Annotated in this window: 21 protein-coding genes; 8 read left to right on the top strand and 13 right to left on the bottom strand. The window is 73.8% G+C overall.

Annotation, left to right across the window (positions count from 1 at the left end):
- Positions 1 to 56 precede the first annotated feature (56 nt).
- On the bottom strand, positions 57 to 1,394 hold the full coding sequence (locus DFJ69_RS23090; RefSeq protein ID WP_116024532.1) for a serine hydroxymethyltransferase: 1,338 nt from the start codon (positions 1,392 to 1,394) through the stop codon (positions 57 to 59).
- A 160-nt stretch (positions 1,395 to 1,554) separates the two neighbouring features.
- Here DFJ69_RS23090 and DFJ69_RS23085 point away from each other — a divergent pair, with 160 nt between their 5' ends.
- Positions 1,555 to 2,160, top strand: coding sequence for a TetR/AcrR family transcriptional regulator (locus tag DFJ69_RS23085; RefSeq protein ID WP_245974531.1), 606 nt, complete (start codon positions 1,555 to 1,557; stop codon positions 2,158 to 2,160).
- Positions 2,161 to 2,219: 59 nt separating this feature from the next.
- Here DFJ69_RS23085 and DFJ69_RS23080 read toward each other — a convergent pair whose 3' ends face one another.
- From DFJ69_RS23080 to DFJ69_RS23065, 4 genes are all read right to left on the bottom strand, one after another.
- On the bottom strand, positions 2,220 to 4,337 hold the full coding sequence (locus DFJ69_RS23080; protein ID WP_116024531.1) for an MMPL family transporter: 2,118 nt from the start codon (positions 4,335 to 4,337) through the stop codon (positions 2,220 to 2,222).
- 172 nt (positions 4,338 to 4,509) lie between these two features.
- Complete coding sequence (locus tag DFJ69_RS23075; RefSeq protein ID WP_116024530.1) at positions 4,510 to 5,688, bottom strand: sensor histidine kinase; 1,179 nt, start codon at positions 5,686 to 5,688, stop codon at positions 4,510 to 4,512.
- 50 nt (positions 5,689 to 5,738) lie between these two features.
- A complete protein-coding gene (locus DFJ69_RS23070) occupies positions 5,739 to 6,038 on the bottom strand; it encodes a Dabb family protein (RefSeq protein ID WP_116024529.1) in 300 nt (99 codons plus the stop codon).
- Positions 6,039 to 6,080: 42 nt separating this feature from the next.
- Positions 6,081 to 6,539, bottom strand: coding sequence for a flavodoxin family protein (locus DFJ69_RS23065; RefSeq protein WP_116024528.1), 459 nt, complete (start codon positions 6,537 to 6,539; stop codon positions 6,081 to 6,083).
- 159 nt (positions 6,540 to 6,698) lie between these two features.
- On the opposite strand from DFJ69_RS23065, the gene DFJ69_RS23060 reads away from it, so the two are divergent.
- Both DFJ69_RS23060 and nfi read left to right on the top strand, forming a co-directional pair.
- Positions 6,699 to 7,895, top strand: a complete 1,197-nt coding sequence (locus DFJ69_RS23060) for a serine hydrolase domain-containing protein (protein WP_211328712.1) — start codon at positions 6,699 to 6,701, stop codon at positions 7,893 to 7,895.
- Positions 7,896 to 7,909: 14 nt separating this feature from the next.
- Complete coding sequence (gene nfi, locus DFJ69_RS23055; protein WP_116024527.1) at positions 7,910 to 8,587, top strand: deoxyribonuclease V; 678 nt, start codon at positions 7,910 to 7,912, stop codon at positions 8,585 to 8,587.
- 18 nt (positions 8,588 to 8,605) lie between these two features.
- Here nfi and DFJ69_RS23050 read toward each other — a convergent pair whose 3' ends face one another.
- Together DFJ69_RS23050 and DFJ69_RS23045 are read right to left on the bottom strand one after the other, a co-directional pair.
- Entirely contained in the window at positions 8,606 to 9,256 is a 651-nt protein-coding gene (locus DFJ69_RS23050; RefSeq protein WP_116024526.1) for a LysE family translocator, read from the bottom strand.
- Between the two features lie 27 nt (positions 9,257 to 9,283).
- A complete protein-coding gene (locus tag DFJ69_RS23045) occupies positions 9,284 to 10,690 on the bottom strand; it encodes an amidase (protein ID WP_245974530.1) in 1,407 nt (468 codons plus the stop codon).
- Positions 10,691 to 10,784: 94 nt separating this feature from the next.
- Here DFJ69_RS23045 and DFJ69_RS23040 point away from each other — a divergent pair, with 94 nt between their 5' ends.
- Together DFJ69_RS23040 and DFJ69_RS23035 are read left to right on the top strand one after the other, a co-directional pair.
- The gene (locus DFJ69_RS23040; RefSeq protein ID WP_116024524.1) at positions 10,785 to 11,375 is read left to right on the top strand and encodes a TetR/AcrR family transcriptional regulator; all 591 of its coding nucleotides are present in this window, start codon (positions 10,785 to 10,787) and stop codon (positions 11,373 to 11,375) included.
- Between the two features lie 191 nt (positions 11,376 to 11,566).
- Positions 11,567 to 12,463, top strand: coding sequence for a LysR family transcriptional regulator (locus DFJ69_RS23035; RefSeq protein ID WP_116026828.1), 897 nt, complete (start codon positions 11,567 to 11,569; stop codon positions 12,461 to 12,463).
- On the opposite strand, the gene DFJ69_RS23030 is transcribed toward DFJ69_RS23035, so the two are convergent.
- The 4 genes from DFJ69_RS23030 to DFJ69_RS23015 are packed head-to-tail and all read right to left on the bottom strand — an operon-like array spanning position 12,437 to position 19,774.
- Positions 12,437 to 17,347 (bottom strand): caspase, EACC1-associated type, encoded by a 4,911-nt coding sequence (locus DFJ69_RS23030; protein WP_116024523.1) that lies wholly within the window; start codon positions 17,345 to 17,347, stop codon positions 12,437 to 12,439. The two genes, DFJ69_RS23035 and DFJ69_RS23030, sit on opposite strands and share 27 nt — an antisense overlap.
- Positions 17,337 to 17,705: an effector-associated constant component EACC1 gene (locus tag DFJ69_RS23025; protein ID WP_116024522.1), complete on the bottom strand. Its 369-nt coding sequence runs from the start codon at positions 17,703 to 17,705 to the stop codon at positions 17,337 to 17,339. Before DFJ69_RS23025 ends, DFJ69_RS23030 begins: the two co-directional genes overlap by 11 nt.
- Positions 17,706 to 17,747: 42 nt before the next feature.
- Complete coding sequence (locus tag DFJ69_RS23020; protein ID WP_116024521.1) at positions 17,748 to 19,082, bottom strand: sensor histidine kinase; 1,335 nt, start codon at positions 19,080 to 19,082, stop codon at positions 17,748 to 17,750.
- Positions 19,079 to 19,774: a response regulator transcription factor gene (locus DFJ69_RS23015; protein ID WP_211328711.1), complete on the bottom strand. Its 696-nt coding sequence runs from the start codon at positions 19,772 to 19,774 to the stop codon at positions 19,079 to 19,081. The genes DFJ69_RS23020 and DFJ69_RS23015 overlap by 4 nt, the downstream gene beginning before the upstream one ends.
- Before the next feature lie 134 nt (positions 19,775 to 19,908).
- On the opposite strand from DFJ69_RS23015, the gene DFJ69_RS23010 reads away from it, so the two are divergent.
- Positions 19,909 to 20,379, top strand: a complete 471-nt coding sequence (locus DFJ69_RS23010) for a DUF4870 domain-containing protein (protein WP_116024519.1) — start codon at positions 19,909 to 19,911, stop codon at positions 20,377 to 20,379.
- 11 nt (positions 20,380 to 20,390) lie between these two features.
- On the opposite strand, the gene DFJ69_RS23005 is transcribed toward DFJ69_RS23010, so the two are convergent.
- Positions 20,391 to 21,035 carry a cyclase family protein gene (locus DFJ69_RS23005; RefSeq protein WP_116024518.1) on the bottom strand — a complete coding sequence of 215 codons (645 nt, stop codon included), beginning with the start codon at positions 21,033 to 21,035 and terminating at the stop codon, positions 20,391 to 20,393.
- 20 nt (positions 21,036 to 21,055) lie between these two features.
- Here DFJ69_RS23005 and DFJ69_RS23000 point away from each other — a divergent pair, with 20 nt between their 5' ends.
- Together DFJ69_RS23000 and DFJ69_RS22995 are read left to right on the top strand one after the other, a co-directional pair.
- On the top strand, positions 21,056 to 21,880 hold the full coding sequence (locus DFJ69_RS23000; protein ID WP_116024517.1) for a HipA family kinase: 825 nt from the start codon (positions 21,056 to 21,058) through the stop codon (positions 21,878 to 21,880).
- A gap of 243 nt (positions 21,881 to 22,123) precedes the next feature.
- Complete coding sequence (locus DFJ69_RS22995) at positions 22,124 to 22,501, top strand: DUF3037 domain-containing protein (protein ID WP_116024516.1); 378 nt, start codon at positions 22,124 to 22,126, stop codon at positions 22,499 to 22,501.
- Between the two features lie 10 nt (positions 22,502 to 22,511).
- Here DFJ69_RS22995 and DFJ69_RS22990 read toward each other — a convergent pair whose 3' ends face one another.
- Positions 22,512 to 23,354 carry a GNAT family N-acetyltransferase gene (locus tag DFJ69_RS22990; RefSeq protein ID WP_116024515.1) on the bottom strand — a complete coding sequence of 281 codons (843 nt, stop codon included), beginning with the start codon at positions 23,352 to 23,354 and terminating at the stop codon, positions 22,512 to 22,514.
- Positions 23,355 to 23,385 lie beyond the last annotated feature (31 nt).

The raw sequence follows: 23,385 nt of genomic DNA, 5'->3' as shown, positions 1-23,385 counted from the left end.
GGCGTCGAGCCGTCCCGGCGTCGTCCTCGTTCGCCCTGGTGATGTCGAGCCCGAGCCTACAATCCGGCCGACGACCGCCTGATGCGTGCGACGGCCTCGCGGACCGGGCCCGGGTCGGTGTCGCGCAGCAGCAGGTCGGCCATCAGCGCGGCGACCCGGCGCAGGTCGGCGTCGCCCAGGCCACGACGGACGACCTCCTGGGTGCCGATGCGCAGGCCGCGGTCCGGCTCGCCGTCCCGCTGCCAGGGCAGGCCGATGGCGCTCAGGTAGACGCCCGCCTCGGCCAGCCGCGCCATCGCCGCCCGGCCCCCGCCCAGCGCGGCCACGTCCACCGCGACGTGGTGGGAGTCGGTGAAGCCCCGGTCCGCGCCCGCGACCGTGAAGCCCTCCTCGGCCAGCGCGGAGGCGAACGATCGGGCGGCGGCGACGCAGCGGTCGGCGTACGCGCCCCCGTCGTCGAGGATCTCGGCGGCGGTGACGGCGAGCGGGGCGAGCCGTCCGGCGTCGTAGTTGGCGGTCAGCCCCGGGAAGACCGCGTCCGACGTCCGCTCGGCCAGCGCCGCGTCGTCGGTGGCGATCACGCCGCCGGGCGGGCCGCCGAAGGACTTGTAGGTCGAGAACGTCAGCAGGTCGGCCCCCTCGGTCAGGGGACGCTGGAACCGCCCGGCCGCCACCAGCCCCGCCATGTGCGAGGCGTCGTACAGCAGGGACGCGCCGGCCTCCGAGACCACCTCCTTGATCGCCGCGATGCGATGCGGGAACAGCAGCAGGCTCGCCCCGATCACCACCAGCCGAGGCCGTTCGCTCCGCAGGAATCCGGGCAGCGCGTCGAGGTCCACGTCGTACGCGTCGACGTCATAGGGCAGCTCGACGACGCGGAGGCCGCGCACGCCCGGCGCGCCCGCGGCATGGTGGCTGGTGTGCCCGCCGGCGCGTTCGGGCAGGACCGCGATGGTGTCGCCGGGCTCGGTGAGCGCGGTGTAGACGGCCAGGTTGGCCATCGTGGCGCTGTGACTGCGCACCTCGGCGAACCGGGCGCCCACCAGCCGCGCCACCAGGGCGGGGGTGAGCACCTCCAGCAGGTCCAGCCGATCGAGGCCCGCCTGGTACTTCTCCCCCGGCCAGCCCATGCTGGGTCGCCCGCCCACGGGGGCCTCGGCCGCGCGGCGGGCGGCCCCGCTCATCGCGTTCGTGCCCGCGTAGAGCACGATCCCCTCGTCGTCGAACTGCCGGGCGTGCTCGCGCAGCGCCCCTTCGACGGTACGGGCGACGCCGTCCGCCGACAGACCGCCCCACAGGTCGGCGAGGTCGGCGGCGACCTCCGCGATCCTGGTGCGGGCCGCCGGCGAGGCCCACGGCGCGATGTCCGGGAACGTTCCATCCTGCTGGCTCATACCGACAGACCGTACGGAGGAACCCCTGTCCCGCACCAGGGATGAACGTGTCGATTCCTCGGCTATCGACGAATTCCCCCACGACTCGGACGAGTGCCGGGTCGCGCACCGCTGACCGACGCACCCGCCGGCGGACAGCCGGTGCCGGATACTGGTGCCGGTGAAGACCACGACGACGCACGGCAAGAGGTCGTTCGGGCCGGTCTCGGAACGGCGCGAGCACCTGGTGCGGCTGGCGGCCGGGCTGTTCGCCGAGAAGGGCTTCCAGGCCACCACGGTCCGCGACATCGCCCGGGAGGCCGGGATCCTGTCGGGCAGCCTCTACCACCACTTCGACTCCAAGGAGTCGATCGTGGACGAGATCCTGTCGGGCTTCCTCGACGAGGTCATGACGGCCTACCGACGCGTCGTCGAGGCGCACCGCGACCCCCGCGAGACCCTCGCCGAGCTGATCCGGGCGGCGTGCGACGCCCTGGAGCCGCACCGCGCGGCGATCACGGTGATGCAGAACGACTGGTGCCGCCTCCAGGCCATGGAGCGCTTCGCCTACCTGACCGAGGCGGAGGCCGAGGCCGAGGCGCTGTGGGTCGGCACGATCAGGGAGGGGCAGCGCGCCGGGCTGTTCCGGGCCGACGTCGACGCCGGGCTCACCTACCTGATGCTCCGCGACTCGATCTGGGCGAGCGTCCGCCGGCGCCGGGCGGACACACGCGGGCTCGCCGACCACTGCCTCAAGGTGATGTTCGACGGCCTCGTCGTCCCCTGACCGCGACGGCGACGGGCCCGGCCCCGTCGCCGTGCACGGGGCCGGGCTCGAAGGACGCCCTACTCGGCGGCGGCCAACCGGCCGGGCAGCAGCCGGGCCAGCGGGGCGGGCAGCCACCAGTTGGCCTTGCCGAACAGCTCCATCAGCGCGGGCACCAGCACCATCCGCACCACGGTCGCGTCGATGAGGACGGCGACGCCCAGGCCCAGCCCCATCTGCTTGACCTCGACGTCCGCTCCCAGCAGCACCGACAGGAACACCATCACCATGATGGCCGCGGCGGCGGTGATCACCCGGGCGGTGCGGGCCAGGCCCTGGGCCACCGCCTCCCGGGTCTCCACCCCGCCCAGGTGGATCTCCCGGATCCGCGAGATCAGGAAGACCTCGTAGTCCATCGACAGCCCGAACAGGATCGGGAACATCATCAACGGCACCCACATGGTCACCGGCATCTCCGTCGGGAAGCCCAGCGCCGTGCCGGCCCAGCCCCACTGCACCACGGCGGTCAGCACCCCGTAGGCGGCGGCCACCGACAGCAGGTTCATCACCGCCGCCTGCAGGGCGATGGTGACCGACCGGACCAGCGCCATCAGCAGCACCAGCGACAGGCCCACCACCACGGCGATCAGCCAGGGCAGCCGGGTCTGCACGCTGTCGGCGAAGTCGATGGAGCCCGCGTTGGGCCCGCCGACCAGCACCCGCAGGTCGCCATCGCCGACGGCCCGGGGCACCACGTCGTCGCGCAGCCGCTGCACCAGGTCGGAGGTGGCCTCGTCCGGCCCCGCGCTCGCCGGGTAGGCGATGAACACCGAGGCGGCCCCGTCCGGGCTGGGCCGGGCCGGCGTCACGTCCGCGACGCCCTCGGCCGCTCGGACGGCCTCCACCACGGGCCGGGGGTCGCCGCCCTGCGCCACCACGACCAGCGGCGAGTCGTACCCGGGTCCGAAGCCGTCGCTGAGGATCCGGTGCGCGTTGTAGCCGCTGCTGTCGCGGGGCTGGGAGGTGGCGTCGGGGAAGCCGAGCCGCATCGACAGCGCGGGGGCGGCCAGCGCCAGCAGCAGCCCGGTGGCGAGCAGCGCGGCCACCGCCGGGCGTCGCTGGACGGCCCGCGCCCACTTCTCGGCCAGGGGACGACGGGCGCGCCCCAGCCCGGGGACCCGGAGCCGGTCGATGCCGCGCCCGGTGAAGCCCAGCAGCGCGGGCAGCAGGGTGACCGCGGTGAGCATCGTCATCAGCACCGTCACCCCGGCGGCCATGGCGACCGCGTTGAGCAGCTTCTGCTGCATCACCAGCAGCCCGAGCAGGGCGATGACCACGGTGGTCCCGGCGAACAGCACGGCGCGTCCGGCGGTCCCGATCGCGGTGACGGTGGCCGTCTCGGGGTCGGCGCCCTCGGCCAGCTCCTCCCGGTAGCGGGTCACGATGAACAGGGCGTAGTCGATGCCGACACCCAGTCCGATCAACGCCGCGATGATGGGGGCGAAGCCGGGCGCGGGCAGCAGATGGCCGAGCAGCATGATCAGGGCCAGTCCGGTGCCGATCCCGAACAGCGCGGTCACGATGGGCAGCCCCATCGCCAGCACGGACCCGAACGCGATGAGCAGGACGACGACGGCCGCCAGCAGCCCGACGCCCTCCGAGGAGCCGCCCTCGGGGGTCTCGGCCGCCTCCACCACGGCCCCGCCCAGCTCCATCCGCAGGCCGCCGTCGGGGCCGGTGCGGACGTCCGCGAGCAGTTCCTCGACCGGCTCCGTCGGCATGTCGTCGGCGGTGACGTCCAAGGGGGCACTGGCGAAGGCGGTCTTCCGATCCTTGGAGACCTGCTGCGGCGACGCGTACGGGGAGGAGACCTCGGACACGTGCGGGGTCTTCCTCAACCGTTCGACGGCCTGCTCGACCCTGGCCTTCACGGCGGGGTCGTCGATGCCGCGCTCGGCCCTGACGGCGAGGGTGATGCTGTCGCCGCGCATGCCGGGGAAGTGGTCCTCCAGGACCTGCTGCGCCTTCGCCGACTCCGACGACCCTCCGGAGAAGTCGTTGAGCGGGTCGGCGGCGTTGCCGAAGCCGACGACCATGACGGCCGCCGCGCCGACGATCCACAGCAGTACGACGAGGCGGCGTCGCCGGTGACAGAGGCGGGCCAGCCTCGCCAGGGGCCCGTCCGGGACTGCGGTCATTTCCAGTGCTCCTCAAGGGGGGTCGTCTCGCTACCCCTCGAGGGTGCCGATCCGGTCACCCGTTCCTCGTCGGGCGGACGATGTCACTTGCGCGGGCCCGTACATCGGAGGATGTACATCGGGCGCGGTAAGGCAGGGGCCCTCGGGTCTCCTCCCTGGGGAGGACCGACCCTTAGACGGGATCGGGGAGCCGGGCGTCGACCACGAAGCCGCCGCCCGCACCGGGCTCCGCGCTGAAGGCGCCGCCGACGGCCTCGGCGCGCTCGCGCATGCCGCTCAGTCCGTGGCCGCCGCCGTCCGTTCCGCCGTTCGGCGACGTCGGGCCGGGGCCGTCGTCGGCGATCCGCAGCTCCACGCCGTCCGGCCGGTAGGCGACCCGGACCTCGGCGCGGACCCCGGGCCCGGCGTGCCGGAGCACGTTGGTCAGCGACTCCTGGACGATCCGGTACGCGGCGTGGTCGACCCTCTCGGCCACCGGCCGGGCCGTCCCGGCGACGTCCAGCGTCACCGTGAGCCCGGCGGCGCGCACCGCGTCGATCAGCGCGGGCAGCCGCTCCAGGCCGGGCGGCTCGGGCGGGCCCTCGCGCTCGTCGGCGCGCAGGATGCCCAGGGTCGCGCGCATGTCCCGCAGCGCCTGCTTGCCCGCGCCCCGGATGGCGGTGAGCGACGCCAGCACCTGGTCGCCGCCCTCGGCGGCCCGCGGGCCCTTCAGCAGGTGCAGCGCGCTGCCCGCCTGGACGGTGATGGTCGCCATGCTGTGCGCGACGGTGTCGTGCAGCTCCCGGGCGATGCGCACGCGCTCCTCGGCGACGCGGCGGGCGGCCTCGCGCTCCCGCTCCTGCTCGGCGTGGCGCAGCCGCTCGCGGGTCTCGGCCGCCAGCTCCCGCCGACTGACCACCACCTCGCCCAGCAGGATCACCACCGCGAGCAGCGCCACCTGCGGCAGGAACTCGGCGAACGCCTCCAGCGCCGGGAACCGCTCGATCACCGCCACCATGACGAAGCCGATGCCGAAGAACAGGGCCGGCACACCGATCGCCCAGGCGGTCCGGCGCGCCAGCACCGCCGAGTAGAGCGGCACCGCCAGCGGGCCCGCCGGGGTGATCGCCGGATAGCCCGCCGCGAAGTACCAGAACAGGAAGCCCGCCACGACCAGCAGCACCGTCAGCGGCCAGCGTCGCCGCACCACGAGCGGCGCGGCCATCAACACGCCCAACACGTAGGCGAAGGCGTCCTGCCGGATGGCGTCCTGCTCCTCCGCCACGACGATCATGACCAGGATCACGGCGGCGTTCACCACCGCGACGGCGAGGTCCGCGACCGACACCGTCCGGCGGGACCTCGTGCTCATGCGCGATGCGGACGCCACGCCACCAAGGTACGACCCCTCAGCGGTGTCGTTCAGAGCTCGTACTGGATCGCGGCGCGCTCCGCGAGCAGCGGACCGACCACCTCGCCCACCACGGCCCGGTGGGCGGGGTGGTCGCGGTAGACCAGGTAGGCGTCCCGGTCGTCGAAGTCGGCCACCACCGCGAAGTCGAACGCCCCCTGGTTGACCTTGGCGTCGACCCCGAGGCTGTACGACCGGATCTCAGGGATCAGGCCGGGCAGCTCCCGGAGCCGGGCCGCGACCTCGTCCTGCTGGAGCGTGGTCGTTCCCTCGACCCATCGGAACAGCGCCACATGACGGAATCCACTCATGGCGCCACCGTAGTGGGGCCGGGACCGCCGCCGCTCACCCGGTCAGCCCGCCTCGCCCAGCTCCGCGGCGGTGATCGCGCCGAGTTCCCAGCACGCCTCCAGGTCGGCCTTGGCGGGCTCGCCGGTCACCACCAGCGGCGGGCGCACCGCCCGCCAGCCGAGCCCGGTCGTGATCGCGTCCAGGGCCCGCAGCGCGCCGCCCGCGTCGTTCGCGCCGTGCAGGTACGCGGTGAACGGGCGGCGGGCGGTCGCCTCCAGGCACGGATAGTAGATCTGGTCGAAGAAGTGCTTGAGCGCTCCGGACAGATAGCCGATGTTGACGGGCGTGCCCAGGATCAGCCCGTCCGCCTCGAGCACGTCCACGGCGTTCGCCGTCAGCGCCGGGCGCGCGACGACCTCGACGCCCTCGACGTCGTCGGTGGACGCCCCGGAACGGACGGCCTCGAACATCGCCTGCAGGTTCGGCGAGGCCGTGTGGTGCACGATCAGCAACGTCTTCATCACGCGCGAGCCTAACGCCGCGCCGCTCGACGCCGGCTCCCCGGGGCGATCCCGCCGCCGCCCGGGGCGCCCGGTGTCCGACCCGGGGTCGGGCCGCCTGTCCGCGCGGACGCGGTGCCGTGCATCATTCGGTGAGACCCCTCCGAGAGGACCGCGCGCGTGACGATCGACGAGACCACGGTTCAGGGACACTGCGACCCCGCGTTCAAAACGGTACGGGAGGCGTTCGAGGACTCCTTCGCCCACGGCAGGGAACTGGGGGCGGCGTTGGCCGTCTACGCGGACGACCGTCTGGTCGTCGACCTGTGGGGCGGCGTCGCCGACCGCCGCAGCGGACGGCCCTGGCTGGCGGACACCCCCTGCTTCGGGTTCTCGTGCACCAAGGCGGTGACCGCGACGGCCGCGCTGCTGCTCGCCGAACGGGGCGCCTACGACCTCGACGGGCCGGTGACGGACTGGTGGCCGGAGTTCGGCGTCCACGGCAAGGCGGACGTCACGGCGGAGCACCTGCTGTCGCATCAGGCGGGGCTGCCCGCGCTGGACGGCCCGGTGACCGCCGAGGAGGCCGCCGACGCGGCCGCGATGGCCGACCGGCTCGCCGCGCAGACTCCGGAGTGGACCCCTGGTCAAGGACACGGCTACCACCCGCTCACCTTCGGCTGGCTCGCCGGGGAGATCGTCCGGCGGCACGGCGGACGATCCGTCGGGCGGTTCGTGCGCGACGAGTTCGCCGGCGACCTGGACCTGTGGATCGGGGTCCCGCCGGACGTCCTGGACCGGGCCGCCCGGATGAGCTCCGGCAGGCACGCGGCGGCCAAGGGCGCGGCGCCCGACGACCCGGTGCCGGTGGGCGCCGACGGCGGCACCGTGCTGAACCGACTCTCCACCGCCACCGGAGAGCAGCTCGACCTGATGAACCGGGCCTTCAACAACCCCGACCCGGGCAAGGGCGGGTACAACAACCCCGTCGTCCTCGCCGCCGGATGGCCGGGAGCGGGCATGGTGTCCACGGCGACGGCGCTCGCCGGGCTGTACCGCGACCTGGTGGGCGGGCGCGTCCTGCGGCCCGACACCCTCCGGGAGGGGATCCGGCGACGGGTGGACGGCCCCGACCGGGTGACGCTCATGGACAGCTCGTTCGGGCTGGGCTACATGCGTCCGTCGATGGTCTTCTTCACTCCCCCCGCAGGTCAGGAGAACGCCTTCGGTCACGCGGGCGCGGGCGGCTCCGTGGGGCTCGGCGATGTCGAGGCCGGCATCGGGATGGCCTACCTCCCCAATCTGATGGGCACCCAACTCTCCGGGGACGTGCGGGCCTATCGACTCATCGACGCCGTGTACGCCTCCCTGACCTGAGAGGGATACCGCGAATGGACGTACCGGTGCGGCACCCGTGGCCCACGACCCCGCGCGAGGCCGAGGCGATCCAGGATCGGCTGCGGCCCCTTCTCGACCTCACCGGCCCGGGGTCGGACGAGCCGCGCACCGTGGCGGGCCTGGACGTGTCGTACGCCGAGGGCAGCGACCTCTTGGCAGCCGCCGTGGTGGTGCTCGACGCGGCGACCCTGAAGCCGGTCGAGGAGTCCGTCGTCATCGGCACGGCCGCCTTCCCGTACGTGCCGGGGCTGTTCGCGTTCCGGGAGCTGCCCGCGCTGGTCGAGGCGTTGGAGAAGCTGTCGGTGACGCCCGACCTGCTGGTGTGCGACGGACACGGCCTGGCGCATCCGCGCCGGTTCGGGCTCGCCTGTCACCTGGGGGTCCTCACGGGGCTTCCGGCGATGGGCATCGCCAAGACCCCGCTGCTCGGCTCGTACGATCCGCCGGGCGAGGACCGGGGCTCGGCCTCGGACCTGCGGGACAACGGGGAGGTCGTCGGCCGCGCGCTCCGCACTCGGGACGGGGTCCGTCCGGTGTTCGTGTCGGCGGGGCACCGCATCGACCTGGACACGGCCTGCCGGCATGCGCTGGCGCTGAGCCCGCGTTTCCGGCTGCCCGAGACCACCCGCCGCGCCGACCGCCTCAGCCGTCAAGCCCTCCGCGACTCCTGAACGGCCACGAGCCGACGGTCATGGGGCGGCGGCGACGGCGCGGGAGCGGTCGGTGGCCATCTTGACCGCGAGGCCGCCCAGCACCGTCGCCATGAACGCCCGCTGCGCCCGCAGCCAGGCCGGACGCGCGGCGAGGAAGACGGCCAGGCTTCCGGCGGTCAGGGTGATCAGCGTGTTGACCGTGAGGGCGACGGCGATCTGGACGCCGCCCAGGGTCAGGTTCTGCAGCGCCACGTCGCCCCGGGCCGGGTCCACGAACTGCGGGAGCACCGACACGTACACGACCGCGATCTTCGGGTTGAGCAGGTTGGTGACCAGCCCCATGGTGAAGAGCCGCCGCGCGGTGTCCGGCGGCAGCGGCTCCGGCGCGAACGGCGAGCCGCCGCCCGGCCGGATCGCCTGCCAGGCCAGGTACAGCAGGTACGCGGCCCCGGCCAGCTTGAGCACCGTGTACAGCGGGGGCACGAGGGCGAACACGGCGGTCAGCCCCACCACCGCGGCCAGCAGGTAGACGCCGAAGCCGGCCGCCACCCCCAGCAGCGACACCATCCCGGCCCGGCGACCCTGGGTGATCGACCGCGAGACCAGGTAGAACATGTTGGGCCCGGGCGTGAGGACCATCCCGAGGGCCACCAGGGCCATCCCGACCATCGACGCGGTACCGACCACGACATCCCTCTTTCGGTCGTTGGCTCCTTACACGACCTGTCCCATTGAAGCGGGTGCGCGGCGTTCGTGCCAGCCCTCGGCGATCTCCAACTGGGCGGCCAGCGCGATCAGCGTGGCCTCGTCGGAGTCGTGGCCGAGGAGTTGCGCGCCGATCGGCAGCCCCGCGGAGTCCAGCCCGGCGGGCACGCTCATCCCCGGCCAGCCCAGGACGTTCCACGGCCACGCGAAGGGGCAGGCGGCCGCGGCGGCCGACTGGGTACGGTGCCAGCCCGCCCCCTCGAAGGCGCTCACCCGGGGCGGCGGCAGCGCCGTCGTCGGGGTGAGGACCACGTCGGCGATCTGGAAGATCCGGCCCGCCCGGCGGCGCAGCCCCGGATCCAGCCTGCGGGCCGGCGGCAGCAGCCGACGCCCGACGACCCGTCCGAGCCGCGCCTCCACCTCGGTGCGCGGCTCGGGCGCGGCCTCCGGGATCGAGTCCAGCCAGTCGGCCACACCCGCCGTGCCGCGCGACACCAGCCCCAGACCCACCAGTCCGTAGTCGGGGTCGGCGGGGAAGACCTTGTGGCCGAGCGAGGTCAGCCTCCGGGCGATCCGCTCCACGGCCCGACGGATCTCGGGGTCGACCCGGCCCGGCACGCCGAACGCCGTGCGGAACGACACCGCGATCCGGAGTCGCCCGGGGTCGGTGCGCGCCGCCCGGGCGAACGAGCGGACCGGCGCGTCCAGCCGGTGGACGTCCTCGGGATGGTTGCCGGTCAGCACGTCGAGCAGCAGCGCCGCGTCGCCCACGCTGCGCGCCAACGGCCCCCACACGGTCAGCCCGTGGAACGCGTCGCGGTGCGGGAAGCCCGACACCCGGCCCCGCTGGGGCTTGATGCCGACCAGCCCCGTCCAGGCCGCCGGGATCCGGATCGAGCCCGCCCCGTCCGATCCCACGGCCGCCGCGACCATCCCGGCCGCGACCGCCGCCGCCGAACCGCCGCTGGACCCGCCGGGGGTGCGGTCGGGATCCCACGGGTTGCGGGCGCGCCCGAAGCCCGGCGACTCGCTGAACGGCCACATCCCCAGCTCGCACGTCGTGGTCTTGCCGACGATGATCGCCCCGGCCGCCCGCAGCCGTCGCACGTGCTCGGCGTCCCGGGTCCTGGGGCGGTGGTCGCCCGGCACCGCGAACGGCGTGGTCTCCCCCTCCAGGTCGGTGTCGTCCTTGATCGCCACGGGGACGCCGAGCAGCGGCAGCCGCTCGCCGGCGGCCAACCGCCGGTCGGCCTCCGCGGCCTCCGCGCGGGCGGCCTCCTCGCGGACCAGCCGGAACGCCCCGAGGGACGCCCGCCGGGAGATCTGCTCCAACGAGTGCTCCACCAGCTCGGCGGCCGAGACCTCCCGGCGCGCCAGCAACTCCGCCTGCCCGGCCAAACCCGCCTTCTCCAGCACGACACCCTCCGCGTTCCGCCGCTCGTTCGTTCGAACGAACGATAACCGAGTCATCCGGCGGACAGAAGACCCTCGAGTAGGGAACACTGACCGGATGGACACTCCCGTTGCAGCGCGCGACCGGATCCTGCGGGCGACGCTGCGCCTCATCGGCGAGCAGGGCGTCGGCGCGGTCACCAACCGCGCGGTCGCCAAGGCGGCCGGGGTGTCGCTGGGCTCGCTCACCTACCACTTCCCCAGCCAGACCGACCTGCTGCGGGAGAGCCTGCGCACCTTCGTCGACACCGAGATCGCCCGCATCTCCGGCCGCGCCGACCGCCTCGGCGCGGGTGTCGACCTCGAGCAGGCCGCCGAGGAGGTCGAGAAGGCCATCATCGACTTCGCCTACGGCCCCGAGCAGATCGCCAACCTGGAGCTCCATCTGCACTCGGCCCGCGACCCCGGCCTCGCCGAGACCTCCGCCCGCTCCGTCGCCGCCTACGACGGCCTCGCCGCGGCCGTCCTCACCGCGCTCGGCATCCCCGACGCCGAGCGGCACGCCCCCACGGTCGTCGCCCTGCTGTACGGCCTGGCCGTCCGCCGCCTCGCGACCGGCGACGACAGCGCCTCGGGCACCGCCGACGCGTTCCGCCTCCTGCTGTACGGGGCGCTCCCCCGCACGGCCGAGGGTCACGACGGGCGGTGACGACCGGCCCGCGGCGGTCCGAGAGCGGGGGATTCGGGCCGGACGAGCCGGTCGTCACGCCTCGGGTCCCGACGCTAGGCGCGGCGACCGAGGCGCAGAAGCCTCTTAAGGGTCGTTTAAGGCGCTCCTGAGCCGCCCTTACGACATCGGACCCTGGGGATAGGCTGCTCGGTGAGTGGCAGGGGATGCCGATGGATCTGGCTCTGCTTCGCACGTTCCTCGCGGTGTACCGCGCCGGCTCGCTGACCGGGGCGGCACCGCGGCTCGGGCTGTCGCAGCCCACGGTGACCGCCCAGATCCGCGCCCTGGAGGAGCAGCTCGGGCGGCCGTTGTTCGAGCGGCTCCCCCGAGGCGTCGCGCCCACCGCGGTCGCCGACGAGCTGGCCCGCCAGGTCGCCTCCCATGTGGACGCGCTCACCGCCATCGCCGAACGCGGCATCGGCCCCGGCGACCCCTTCGCCAGGCCCGTGCACCTGGCCGGTCCGGCCGAGTTCCTCTCCGTGCGGGTGCTGCCCTCGCTCGCCGGTCTGGTCCGCCGGGGGCTCCGGCTCCGAGTGCGTGTCGGCCTCGCCGACGACCTCCTCAAGGGCCTCGCCGCCGGGCGGTCCGACCTGGTGGTCTCCGCGATCCGTCCCCGCGGCAGGGCCGTCACCGCGACCCCGCTGACGGACGAGGAGTTCGTCCTGGTCGCGGCCCCCTTCTGGGCGGAGCGCCTCGACCCCGACCGCCTGGCCTCCGACCCGGCGGCGACGCTGCGCGAGGCCCCGCTGATCGCGTACGCCGAGGAACTGCCCATCGTCCGGCGCTACTGGCGCACCGTCTTCGGCACCCGCCCCACCGGCGACGCGGCCGTGGTCGCCCCCGACCTCCGAGGCGTCCTGTCCGCCACCGTGGCCGGCGCGGGCGTCACGGTCCTGCCCCGCTACCTGTGCGAACGAGAGCTGACCTCGGGCGGCCTGGTGGCCCTGCTCGAACCGGAGATCCCGCCGATCAACACCCTCTACCTGGCGGCCCGCACCGGCACGACCGGCCTCCCCCACATCGCGGCGGTCCGCGACCACCTACTGTCCGAGGCCCCCTCCTGGTGAACGAAGCCGTTCGGCCGCCCTCGGTGCGATCTCCCCGAGGAGGAGCAGGACGAGTCCACGGTCGCCCGCGTCGAGCCCGGGTGCGGCGAGCACCTCCTCCAGCGCGGCGGACGCCTCGGCGGGATGGCCGAGCGACAACTCCGCCAACACGGCGGCGGCGAGCGCCCGGTCGACGCCGGTGCTGTGCGGTGAGGCGATGACGGCCCTGACGACGTCGGGGGCGGTCCTCGCGCGTGCCGAGTCACGGCGGGCGGTCTCGGCGGCCGTGAAGACGCGGTCGGCGGGGTCGGTGTGCGGGTCGGCCGACACCCGGTCCATCACCTTCATCGCCTCGTCGAAGAACCCATGCCCCAGACTGGCCAGCTCGGTGGCCGCGAACACGCGGGCCGCCGGTTCCGTGCGAGGGTCGGCGATGATCTCCCGAAAGGCCTCGGCCGCCTGCGGCCACCGCGACGGTCGGCGACGGGCCAAGGCCCCCGCCACCAGGGCCCGAAGGGCCGGACGCAGCGTCGTGTCGGCCGGCACGCCCGCCAAGGTCTCCGCCCCCTCGGCCACGAAGGCCGGGCTCAGCCCCGCGAGCCGGTCGGCGGCGAAGGCGCGGTCGTACACGTCCTCCGCGTCGGTCAGGACCCGGCGCAGGATCTCGGCGGCGTCGTCGGTGTCGCGTGGCGAGAGATGGGCCAGGTTCCGCGCGCAGAAACTGAGCCCGCTCAGCGGCGTCACCGGGCCCGGGACGAGTTCCTTCACGACGAGCGAGACTCCGATGGGGCGGCGGTCGCCGTCGGCCGCGATCCAGTCGGACGCCTCGCTCCAGTGGGTGTCGCCCGCGCGAAGGGAGGCGATGACCTCGCGCAGGATTTCGGCTCCTTCTGAGGCCAGACTCTGATCGAGGCGTCCGAGCCTGTTCGCGGCTCCGGCGCGCTCGTACAGCGTGTCCGCGGTGAGGCTCGGCCTGATCCACTCGATCGCCTCCTCGCGATAAGCGGCACCCAGCCGATGGAGCGCCTCGGCGCACTGCCACCGGGCGAAGGCTCCGACGTCGCCCGCGACGATCCGGCGCAACCCTTCGGCGGACTCCTCGGCACGGCCCTCGGTCACCACGGCGAGGTCGGCCGCGGCGGCACAGCGGGCCTCCCATCCGTGGGGCCCGACCATGACGTCCCGAACCGCCTCCACGGCCTCCTCACGGAGGTCGGGACGCAGGTCGATGAGCCATCGGGCGATCTGACCGGGGTCGGAGGGCTTCGTCGGCGGCTCGGCCATGAGCCCACGGAGCACGGCGACGGCCTCCCCGTGGTGAACGCCATCGGATCGGCTCGCCAAGCGGAAGGCGGCGTACGCCCGGTCTGCCGGCCCTCCCGGCCCGTTCATCGCCTCACGCATGATCGTGGCACCCTCGTCGGCCGAGCCCGAGGGTCTCAGGGAGTCGGCGATGGCGACGCGGTCGATCACGCCGAGGTGCGGTGCGTCGACCATGGCGCGCAGGGTCCGCTCGACCGTGGCGGCGTGACGCGGCCCCAGCCCTTCCAGATATTCCGCAGCGAGCCTGCGAGCGAGGGGCGGCTGATCCTCGTCGGTCATGATGCCGTGCAGGGTACGAGCGCCCTCAGTCTGGCATCCCGGTATCAGGTGGGCCAGGAACCGGGCCGCCAGCGCCCGGGCCCCGACCTCCGCGTGCGGCGACCCGAGGACACCGCGCAGCCCGGATGCGGCCTCCTCCCAGTGATCGGGGCCCTTCCAGGCCAACGAGATGGCGTGGTCGATGCGATCGTCAGGGCTCGTATCCGGGTCCGCCATGGCCTGCCGGACAAGGACCAGCCACTCTCCGAACGCGGCCGGATCCATCTCCGACAGGCGCTCCACCACGCCGATCCGCTCACGGGGCGAGTGACCGGGCTCGCGGAGCAGGGCGCGGAGGGCGGCCGTCGCCTCGCCGACGCGGCTTGGCCCGCACCACGACAGCCACCGTGCGCCCAGACAGCGGATGTTGGGGGAATTCTCCCGATCGTTCGCGACGGCCCGGAGGGCGAGCGTCGCCTCATCCGTGTATTCGGGTCCGAGGGTGGCCAACTCCCTGGCCGCCGACGCACGGTCGTAGGGCTTGGCCCCCGGCATCGAGATCAGTTCACGGAGCACGGTCGCGGCCTCGCCGGCATGGACCGGGCCGCACTCCGCGAGCCACCGCGCGGCGAAACACCGCTCGGTGAAGTCCGCCTTCGGATCGGTGGCGATCCTCAGGAGCACCCCGGCGGCCTCTTCGACATGGTCGGGACTGGCCGTGGCCAGATCGTCGGCGGCCGAGGCCCGGTCCCAACCCAGGGTCCGCGGTGAGGCGATGATGTCCCTGAAGACCTTCACGGCCTCCTCGATATGACTCGGCCCGAGGCGGGCGAGACTCCTCGCGGCGTCGGCGCGCTCTCCCTCCCCCGTCTCCGGAGACGCGATGATCGCGCGCAATGTGGCAATCGTCCTGTCGCCGGCCGCCGGCGGCAGCGCGGTCGCCGCCTCCACTCGCAGGGACACGGAACAGTCCGGGTCGTCGATGAGTCCACTGAGGAACCGTGTCGCCGTATCCACGCCGAGGCGTCCGATGGTGTCCCACAGCGGCTGCCGTGACCTCCCCGGCTGTCCGGGCACCCGGAGATACTCGTCGCAGAAGGCCAGGAACCGCCGCACATGCTCGTCCGCGCGTTCGGTGGCGATGCCCTCGGCGAGGAGCCCGCCCGCCAGCAGCCGCCGGTCGTGATCGCCTCCTTCCAGCCACTCCAGCAGAGGCTCCGCGGTGGCCTTCGCGCTCGCATGGGCGATCAATGCGGTCATCGCCACCGGCCGGTCCTCCAGCGCGGCGGTGATCACATCGGCCCAGACGGGGTCGTCCGGGTCGAACGCCTGGGGTAGCCGCCGGGCCAGCGACTCGCCGGCGAGGTGTTCGGCGAAGCTGTGGTGGATGAAGCGCTGGCCCTCCGTGGCGTGGACGAACAGTCCGGTCGAGTCCAGCAGCCCGGCCACCAGGTCGGGCCACTCCGGGATCCAGGGATCGCCGCCGCCGTGCCGCTCGGACCACCGGATCGCGACCGAGGCCAGGTCGGCGCTCCCCTCGACGGCCGCGTCGGCGAGGTGCGACAGCAGGTGCGGCAACTCGTCGCGCAGGTGGTCCAGGGGGGCCGGGTCGGCGCCGGGGATCGCCCGGACGCGGTCACGGATGGCCCGCCACTGCTCGTCGGCCGCGTGCGCCCGCGCCGTCCGCAGGTACGACAGATAGCGCCGGTACAGCAGGTACCGGTTCCCCGGCAGCACCGACCCGGGCCGCTGCTCATAAACGATGGCGGTGATGGTGGCCAGCAGCGGCACCCGGACCAGTTCGCTCGGGCCCGCCTGGCGGGCGGCGTGCAGGAAGTCCTCGGCACGGCCGTCGCCGAACCAGCGCCGCGCGAAGTCCCGGAGCCGTTCGGGGCCGAAGGGCTCCAGCTCATAGACGCCGACGCCCGCGCCGCGCAGCGGATCCAGTTCGGCCCTGCCGAGGGGACGGCTGGTGATCAGGAGCCGCAGGCCATGCGAGGGCCCGCGCATCCTGGCCGCCAACTGTCGGATCAGGAACTCCCGACGCGCCGGGTCGGTGATCTCGTCCAGTCCGTCGATCACCACCAGCCAGCTCCAGCCGTCCGGCAGGTCGTGGAGCAGTTGCGCGGGCAGCGGCGCGTCCAGGTGCAGGCCGAGCTCGGCCGCCGCCGCCTCCCGGAGCCGGTCGAACAGCGGGCCCTCGCGCGTGGCGAGCGCGGCGGCGGTCACCCGTACCGGAACCAGTCGGTGTTCCGGCTCGCCGGCACCCGTCAACGCCTGCGCGAGCTGGGCGGTGAGCTGGAGCGTGAGCGTCGACTTGCCCTGGCCGGGCCCCCCGGTGACGACCAGGTGGGAATGGAGGCGGATTGCCTCCTCGACGGCCCTGGTGACGACGGTCGTCTGGACCGGGCGTCCGATCTCCCGTTCCACGGGACCGCCGGAGGATGTCATGGCCGCCTCGGCATGCGCGGTGACCTCTTGGCGCACGTAAACCGTCGACAGTCCGCTGCGGCGCGCCCCCACCAGGCGGTACGGGAAGTCGTCGGCGGCTCGGAGCTGCGCGTTCACCAGGGTGCGCAGCCCGTCGGACAGGGCCGTGGCGCGGTGGCGGTTGCGGACCAGGCGGATGTCCCGGCCCTGGCCGCGGTCGAAGAACTGCGGGCGCGGCCGGGACTTCGCCTCCAGGGCCGTCGCGACGTGCCGATGGAGGGTGCCCAGGTCCAGGTGGTCGGGGGCGTCCGGGACGCCGTTCTCGATGGCGTGGATCAGTTCGCCGGTGAAGGCCGTGTAGCGCTCCCCGGGCGGGGCCAGGGCGCGGGTGGTCTCGTCGGCGGCGGTGAGCATGCAGGCGCCCTCGATGCGAGACAGCTCATCCAGACCGGGGGGCGGGGACAGCGCCCCTTCGAGGGCGCGGGCGGCGAAGCAGCAGTCGAGGATCACCGCCTTGGCGACGCCCGGCCCCGCGGTCGCCATCGCCCGCCGGACGTCCTCGTAGCGCAGCGCCGTGAACGTGTCGTCCTTGGTGGAACTCGGCAGCGCCAGGCAGAACTGGTCGGTGTCGTAGGGCAGCAACCCGTGCCCCACGTAATAGACCAGCAGCAGGTCCCCGGCGGCTCGGGCGGCCTCGCGGATGGCGCGGGGCACCGTGCGCGGGTCGTCGTCATTGAGGACGGTGACGCAGTGCGCGTCGGGAAGGCCCCACAGGTCGGGGTCGGTGAACAGCTCGCGCAGGCGCGCGATGTTGTTCTCCACCGCCGGCACGTCGTCGAGCTCGGCGTACCGCGAGACCCCGACGAGGACGACGCGGGACCGTTCAGGCGTCATCGGGGGGCGACGTGTGGCGGAGCGCGTCGAGGAGGGGCTGGATCTCCACCTCGGAGCCCTCCTCCACGATGACGGTGACGCCGTCGTACTCGATCCGGAGTGCGGGGGGACGGGCGCGGGTGCTCCGCCAGGTCTTGACGGCGACCCACAGGCTGCCGACGCCGGCGATCGCGGCGGCGTCCGCGAGCGCCATCGAGATGACGTCGAACGCGCCGCCCAACTCCCCCGCGTCGTGGGGCAGGGCCACCAGTTCGGGGCGGCCGTGGCGGGCGACCGCGGCGTCCCGGGTGAGCCAGTGGTGCAGCGAGATCAGGTCCCGGTCGTCGCCGGTGTCCGCGGCTGTGATGGTGAGTTCCATTGCGGGCAATCCTCGTCCAGTCGCCGTTCTCGGACAACACGTTCAGGCGCGTTGCCGTGGCCGGGCGCGGCGGCGGGAACGGCGGGCGCGTCGGGCGGGGGCCCGTTCCCCGGTGCGCAGCCACATCTGGACCTGGGCGCCGCCGAGGGCGGAACGGTGGATGCGCAGGTGGCCGCCGGTGGACTCGGCGGCACGGCGGGCGATGTCCAGGCCCAGGCCGGTGGAGCCGCGTCCGGAGCGGCCCCGTTCCAGGGCGGTGTCCGGGTCGGCGATGCCGGGCCCGGCGTCGGCGACCAGGATGCCCGTGACACCCTCGCCGACGTGCAGGGTGACGGCGAAGCCGGTCCCCTCGGCGGTGTGCCGGAAGACGTTGCCGAGCAGCGCGTCCACGGCGGCCTCCAGTTCGCCCGCCGGGAGCGGCGCCGGGGCCTCCCGCCCCGCGCCGATCAGCTCGCAGGAGCGGCCCTCGTCCTCGGCGAGGGCGGACCAGAAGGCGACGCGGTCGCGCAGCACGCGGGCGGCGTCGCAGCTCCCCCGGCCGGCGGGACGGCGGGCGGCGCGGATGATCTGGTCGACCTCGCGTTCGAGCCGGTCGACGGCCTCGCGGGTCTGGTCGCCGACGGGGCCGGTGTCGAGGGCCTCGGCGTTGAGGCGCAGCGCGGCCAGCGGGGTGCGCAGACGATGGGACAGGTCGGCGGCCATCTCGCGCTCGGCGGCCAGCAACTGGGTCACCCGGTCGGCCATGGCGTTGAAGGCGAGGCCCGCCTCCACCAGTTCCGGCGGGCCCTCGGGCTCGATGCGGACGCTGAGGTCGCCGTCGCCGAGGGCGCCCGCCGCGTCGGCCAGGCGCTGGGTGGCGCGGACGACGCGGGTGCCCATCCGGTCGGCGGCCACCACGGATCCGGCCACCAGCACCGCCCCGACGGCGGCCATCGCCAGCCACGCCTTCCGAACGCCGCGGTCCAGCTCACCGCCGGGCAGGAACACCTCGACCACCGCCACACCGCCCTCGGGAAGCGCGACAGGTTGGAGGACGACCCGCCCGCCGGGCACCCCGATGCTCGCGAACCGGCCCCGGCGGAAGGCCCGGGCGACCTCCTCCTCGCGGGCCCGGCCGGTGCCGAGGACGGTCCCGCCGGGCAGGTGCACGGCCATCCGACCGTCGGCCCCGGCGTCGGTGGCCGCCATGGCGCGTTCGACGCCCGCGGGTTCGGCCGACAGGGACAGCAGGGGGCCCATCGAGGCGGCCTCGCGTTCGGCGGCGCCCAGCGCCCGGTCCCGCGTGATCTCCCGGACGGTGAACGCCAGCGGGATGAGGAAGGCCAGGGCCACCATCGCGGTGACGGCCAGCGCGACGAGGCCGAGCGCACGCCTCACGACGGGTCCGGGACGGTCTCCGGGGCGGCCAGCCTGACACCGACGCCGCGGACGGTGTGCAGGTAGCGGGGGGCGGCGGCGGTCTCGCCGAGCTTGCGGCGCAGCCAGGACAGGTGCACGTCGATGGTCTGGTCGTCGCCGTACGCCTGGTGCCACACCTCGGCGAGCAGTTCGCGGCGGGACACCACCCGTCCGGGTCGGGCGGCGAGGTAGGCCAGCAGGTCGAACTCCCGGCGGGTCAGCTCCAGGGCGCCGTCGTCGAGGGCGGCCTCGCGGCGGTCCACGTCGATGCGCAGTCCGCCGACCGCCAGCCGCACCACCGGGCCGGGCCGGCCGGTGCGCCGCAGCAGCGCCGACAGTCGGGCGCAGAGGTGCTCGGCGGTGAACGGCTTGACCAGGTAGTCGTCGGCGCCCGCGTTCAGCAGCCGCACCGTCTCGGTCTCGTCGTCGCGGGCGGTGGCGATGATGACCGGCACGTCGGACACCCCGCGCAGCATCTTGAGCGCCTCGGCCCCGTCGAGGTCGGGCAGTCCCAGGTCCAGGATGACGAGGTCGGGCGGACGCCGGGCGATCTCCTGGAGCATGTCCATCGCGGTGCCCGCGCTCCGCACCGTGTGGGAGCGGGTCGCCAGCTCCCGGATCAGGGCGGCCCGGACGTAGGGGTCGTCCTCCACCACGAGCACAGTCGCCATGCCCGCACGGTAGACCACTATGTGGTGGTCTGTGGGTGTTCCGGGCGAGGCCGAGATCGGCGGACGCGTCCGGTTCGCCGGGGAAGGGTAGATTCACTCACGACCGTCACATCAAGCGTCCCCGAGGACATCGCATGACCGGCCCCCCCGGCCCGCACCAGCCGCCGCCCGGCTACCAGTACCAGTACGGCCACGGCCCGCACGACCAGTGGTACGGCTACGGCCCGCCCGGAGTGCCGAACGGGCCCAGCGGGGACGACACGACCTGGGCGCTGATGGCCTACCTCGGGACGCTGATCGTGGGCTTCATCGCCCCGCTGATCGTCTACTTCGCCAAGAAGAACACCTCGCCGTTCAGCCGGTTCCACGCGGCGCAGTCCCTGAACTACGGGATCACCGTGCTGATCCACATGCTGGTGCCGCTACTGGTGGCCATTCCGCTCGCCATCGTTGCCGACGACCCGATCTGGTTCCTGCTGGCCGTCCCCATGGTGGTCTTCCACGCGGTGGCCCAGTGGGTGTTCCTGATCCTGGGCACCGTCAAGGCCGGCCAGGGCCGGTACTACCGCTTCCCCGTGTGGACCTGCTTTCGGATGATCAGGTGAGCGCGGCCGGTTCACGGCCGTGTTCGGGCCACCGCGCGGGCCGGGGCCCCGTCGCCCATCAGCCGCAGCGGGAGCACGAACACCTCCACGTCCTCGTCCGGCAGACGTTCCAGGCCGGTGAGGTTCTCCACGATCACCGAGCCCGCCCCCAGCAGCGCGCGGTGCGCGGCCAGTGAGAAGTCGTCGGCGCCCGACTCGGGCGTGCGGTCCACGCTGAGCGCGTCGACACCGACCGTCCGCACCCCGGCGGCCACGATCGCCGCGCACGTCTCCGGGGCCAGGTACGGATGGGCCGCGTATCGCGACGTGCCCCAATGCCGAGACCAGCCCGTGTGCACCAGGAGCACCGCGCCGGGCCCCAGGCCGTCCGGGAGCCGCTCCGGGCCGATGGCGGAGCGCGGCGGCAGGCCCCGCACGTCCATCGGCACCGCGCGCCCGCCGAACCGATCGAGCGGCAGGTCGTCCAGGCGCGGCAGCCGGTCGTCGATGTGGAACGGCGCGTCCACGTGCGTGCCCGTGTGCGAGCCCAGATGCACGCGCGCCACGTTGACGCCGTCCTCCGACACGGTGAGCGCGGCCGTCACCTCGACCTCGGGATCGCCGGGATACACCGGCATGCCCGTGACCACCGGCACGGTGAGATCGAACCAGTCCACGAGGCCCTAGGGTAGGTCGCGTGCTGCCTCAAGTCACCGCCACCCGGTACGTGGCGCCGCTGCGCGAGGGCGGCTCGCTGCCCGGCATCGTGGAGGCCGACGACCTGGGCACCTACGTCATGAAGTTCACCGGCGCCGGACAGGGCCGCAAGGCGCTGGTCGCCGAGATCGTCGCCGGTGAGCTGGCCCGCCGGCTCGGCTTCCGGGTGCCCGATCTGAAGATCATCGACCTGGACCCGGCCATCGCCCGGCACGAGCCCGACCCGGACGTGCAGGACCTGCTCAAGGCCAGCACCGGCTGGAACCTGGGGGTGGACTTCCTCCCCCGCTCCCTCGGCTACGACCCGCTCGGCTGGACCGCCGACGCCGGCTTCGCCTCCCGGCTGCTGTGGCTGGACGCGTTCATCGGCAACGTCGACCGGAGCTGGCGCAACCCCAACCTGCTGGTCTGGCACGGCGACGTCTGGCTGATCGACCACGGCGCCGGCCTCTACTTCCACCACGCGTGGGCGAACGCCGCCAAGCTGATCCTGCGCCCCTACGACGTCGACGACCACGTCATGGTCCCCTACGCGACCCGCCTGGCCGAGGCCGAGCGATCCCTGCTGCCGCTCGTCACCAAGGAGCTGCTGCGCGAGATCACCGCCCTCGTGCCCGACCGCTGGCTGGAGGGCGAGCCCGGCTTCGACGACGCCTCCGCCGTCCGCGACGCCTACGTCGATCTCCTGCTGACCCGCGCCGGCGACCCCCGCGCCTGGCTCCCGGACCTCACCGCAGGCTCCCGCCGTCCGGCCCCCCGCACCACCGACAATCGCCCGAGCTGGTTGGGCGGTCCCGTCCAATGAGCGAGCGGGTGCGCGGCGTCCGGCCCGAGGGCAGCGCGCAGCGAGGAACGAGCGAGCACGTGACGAGGGAAGACGCCGCGTCGAACCACCCGTTCGCCGGAGTGCCGGAGGCGCGACCATGAGCCACGAGCGGGTGCGCGGCGTCTGGACTGAGGAGCGCGCGCAGCGAGGAACGAGCGGGCACGTGACGAGGGAAGACGCCGCGTCGAACCACCCGTTCGCCGGAGTGCCGGAGGCGCGACCATGAGCACGGTCTTCGAGTACGCGGTGCTGCGGATCGTTCCCCGGCCCGAGCGGGGCGAGGTCATGAACGTGGGTGTCCTGGTGCACTGCCGCGCCGTGGACTTCCTGGAGTGCCGGCTCCATGTGGACGAGGAGCGGCTGCGGGCGCTGGACCCGGCGCTCGACCTGGCCGGGGTGCGGGCGGCACTGCACGCGGTCGCGCGCCTCTGCCACGGCGGCGACGAGGCCGGTCAGGCGGGCGGCGAGTCGCCGGGCAGCCGGTTCCGCTGGCTGACCGCGCCGCGCAGCACCGTGGTGCAGCCCGGGCCGGTGCATCCGGGCATCACCGACGACCCGGCCGCGGAGGTCGAACGGCTGCTGGACCTGCTCGTGCGGTGAGCCCCCCGGCTCAGAACAGCACCGACATGAACGTGTCGACCTCGGTGAACCCCACCCGGCGGTACGCGGCGCGGGCCCGGGTGTTGTAGTCGTTGACGTACAGCGAGACCGTCGGGGCGATCGTGCGCAGGGCCTCGTTCACCAGCGCCGCCATGCCGATCACCGACAGGCCCCGGCCGCGCAGGTCGGGGTCGACCCACACGCCCTGCACCTGGCAGGCGTACGGGGTCGCGGCGCCGACCTCGGCCTTGAACAGCACCCGGCCGTTCTCGATGCGGGCGAACGAGCGCCCGGCCCGGATCAGCTCCGCCACCCGCGCCCGGTAGAGCACTCCCCCGTCACCGGTGTTGGGCGAGACGCCCACCTCCTCGGTGAACATCGACACGCAGGCCGGGTAGACGATGTCGAACTCGTCCATCCGCACGCGCCGCACCCGGGGATCGGGCGGGATCGGGGACCGTTCCGACGTGGACATCACCGGCTGGTGGGCGCGGACGGCACGGGGGTTCCCCCAATGCGGGGACAGCAGCTCCCACAGCTCCGTCACCGCGTCGGCCTGCCCCACGATCGACGAGCACCGCCGCCCCTGGACGCGGGCCCGTTCGGCGAAGGCGCGGACCGCCTCGGAGTCGGCGGCGATCGGGATGAGGTTGGCGCCGGAGTAGCAGAGCGAGCTCAGCCGCCCGTCACGGACGTAGCCCCACATCTGGGCGCCGAGCCTGCCGGGGTCGAGGCCGACGGCGTGCACCCGGGAGCTGACGAACACGTTCGACACCGGGTCGGCGTCGAGGATCGCCAGGACCCTGTCCCGATACCGGTCGTCCAGCACTCGGACCGGCATCGATCCCAGCATGCGCACGGGTCACTCGCCCCGGACCGACTTC

It is taken from the genome of Thermomonospora umbrina (assembly GCF_003386555.1).
In the GTDB taxonomy this organism is placed as follows: Bacteria; Actinomycetota; Actinomycetes; order Streptosporangiales; family Streptosporangiaceae; genus Thermomonospora; species Thermomonospora umbrina.
This window is presented reverse-complemented; position numbering and strand designations above follow the sequence as displayed.

What these genes read in the sequence shown, in the direction of transcription:
- DFJ69_RS23090 (WP_116024532.1), bottom strand. Translation starts at nt 1,394, where the DNA reads ATGAGCCAGCAGGATGGAACGTTCCCGGACATCGCGCCGTGGGCCTCG.
- DFJ69_RS23080 (WP_116024531.1), bottom strand. Translation starts at nt 4,337, where the DNA reads ATGACCGCAGTCCCGGACGGGCCCCTGGCGAGGCTGGCCCGCCTCTGT.
- DFJ69_RS23075 (WP_116024530.1), bottom strand. Translation starts at nt 5,688, where the DNA reads ATGAGCACGAGGTCCCGCCGGACGGTGTCGGTCGCGGACCTCGCCGTC.
- DFJ69_RS23070 (WP_116024529.1), bottom strand. Translation starts at nt 6,038, where the DNA reads ATGAGTGGATTCCGTCATGTGGCGCTGTTCCGATGGGTCGAGGGAACG.
- DFJ69_RS23065 (WP_116024528.1), bottom strand. Translation starts at nt 6,539, where the DNA reads ATGAAGACGTTGCTGATCGTGCACCACACGGCCTCGCCGAACCTGCAG.
- nfi (WP_116024527.1), top strand. Translation starts at nt 7,910, where the DNA reads ATGGACGTACCGGTGCGGCACCCGTGGCCCACGACCCCGCGCGAGGCC.
- DFJ69_RS23040 (WP_116024524.1), top strand. Translation starts at nt 10,785, where the DNA reads ATGGACACTCCCGTTGCAGCGCGCGACCGGATCCTGCGGGCGACGCTG.
- DFJ69_RS23035 (WP_116026828.1), top strand. Translation starts at nt 11,567, where the DNA reads ATGGATCTGGCTCTGCTTCGCACGTTCCTCGCGGTGTACCGCGCCGGC.
- DFJ69_RS23030 (WP_116024523.1), bottom strand. Translation starts at nt 17,347, where the DNA reads ATGACGCCTGAACGGTCCCGCGTCGTCCTCGTCGGGGTCTCGCGGTAC.
- DFJ69_RS23025 (WP_116024522.1), bottom strand. Translation starts at nt 17,705, where the DNA reads ATGGAACTCACCATCACAGCCGCGGACACCGGCGACGACCGGGACCTG.
- DFJ69_RS23015 (WP_211328711.1), bottom strand. Translation starts at nt 19,774, where the DNA reads ATGGCGACTGTGCTCGTGGTGGAGGACGACCCCTACGTCCGGGCCGCC.
- DFJ69_RS23010 (WP_116024519.1), top strand. Translation starts at nt 19,909, where the DNA reads ATGACCGGCCCCCCCGGCCCGCACCAGCCGCCGCCCGGCTACCAGTAC.
- DFJ69_RS22995 (WP_116024516.1), top strand. Translation starts at nt 22,124, where the DNA reads ATGAGCACGGTCTTCGAGTACGCGGTGCTGCGGATCGTTCCCCGGCCC.
- DFJ69_RS22990 (WP_116024515.1), bottom strand. Translation starts at nt 23,354, where the DNA reads ATGCTGGGATCGATGCCGGTCCGAGTGCTGGACGACCGGTATCGGGAC.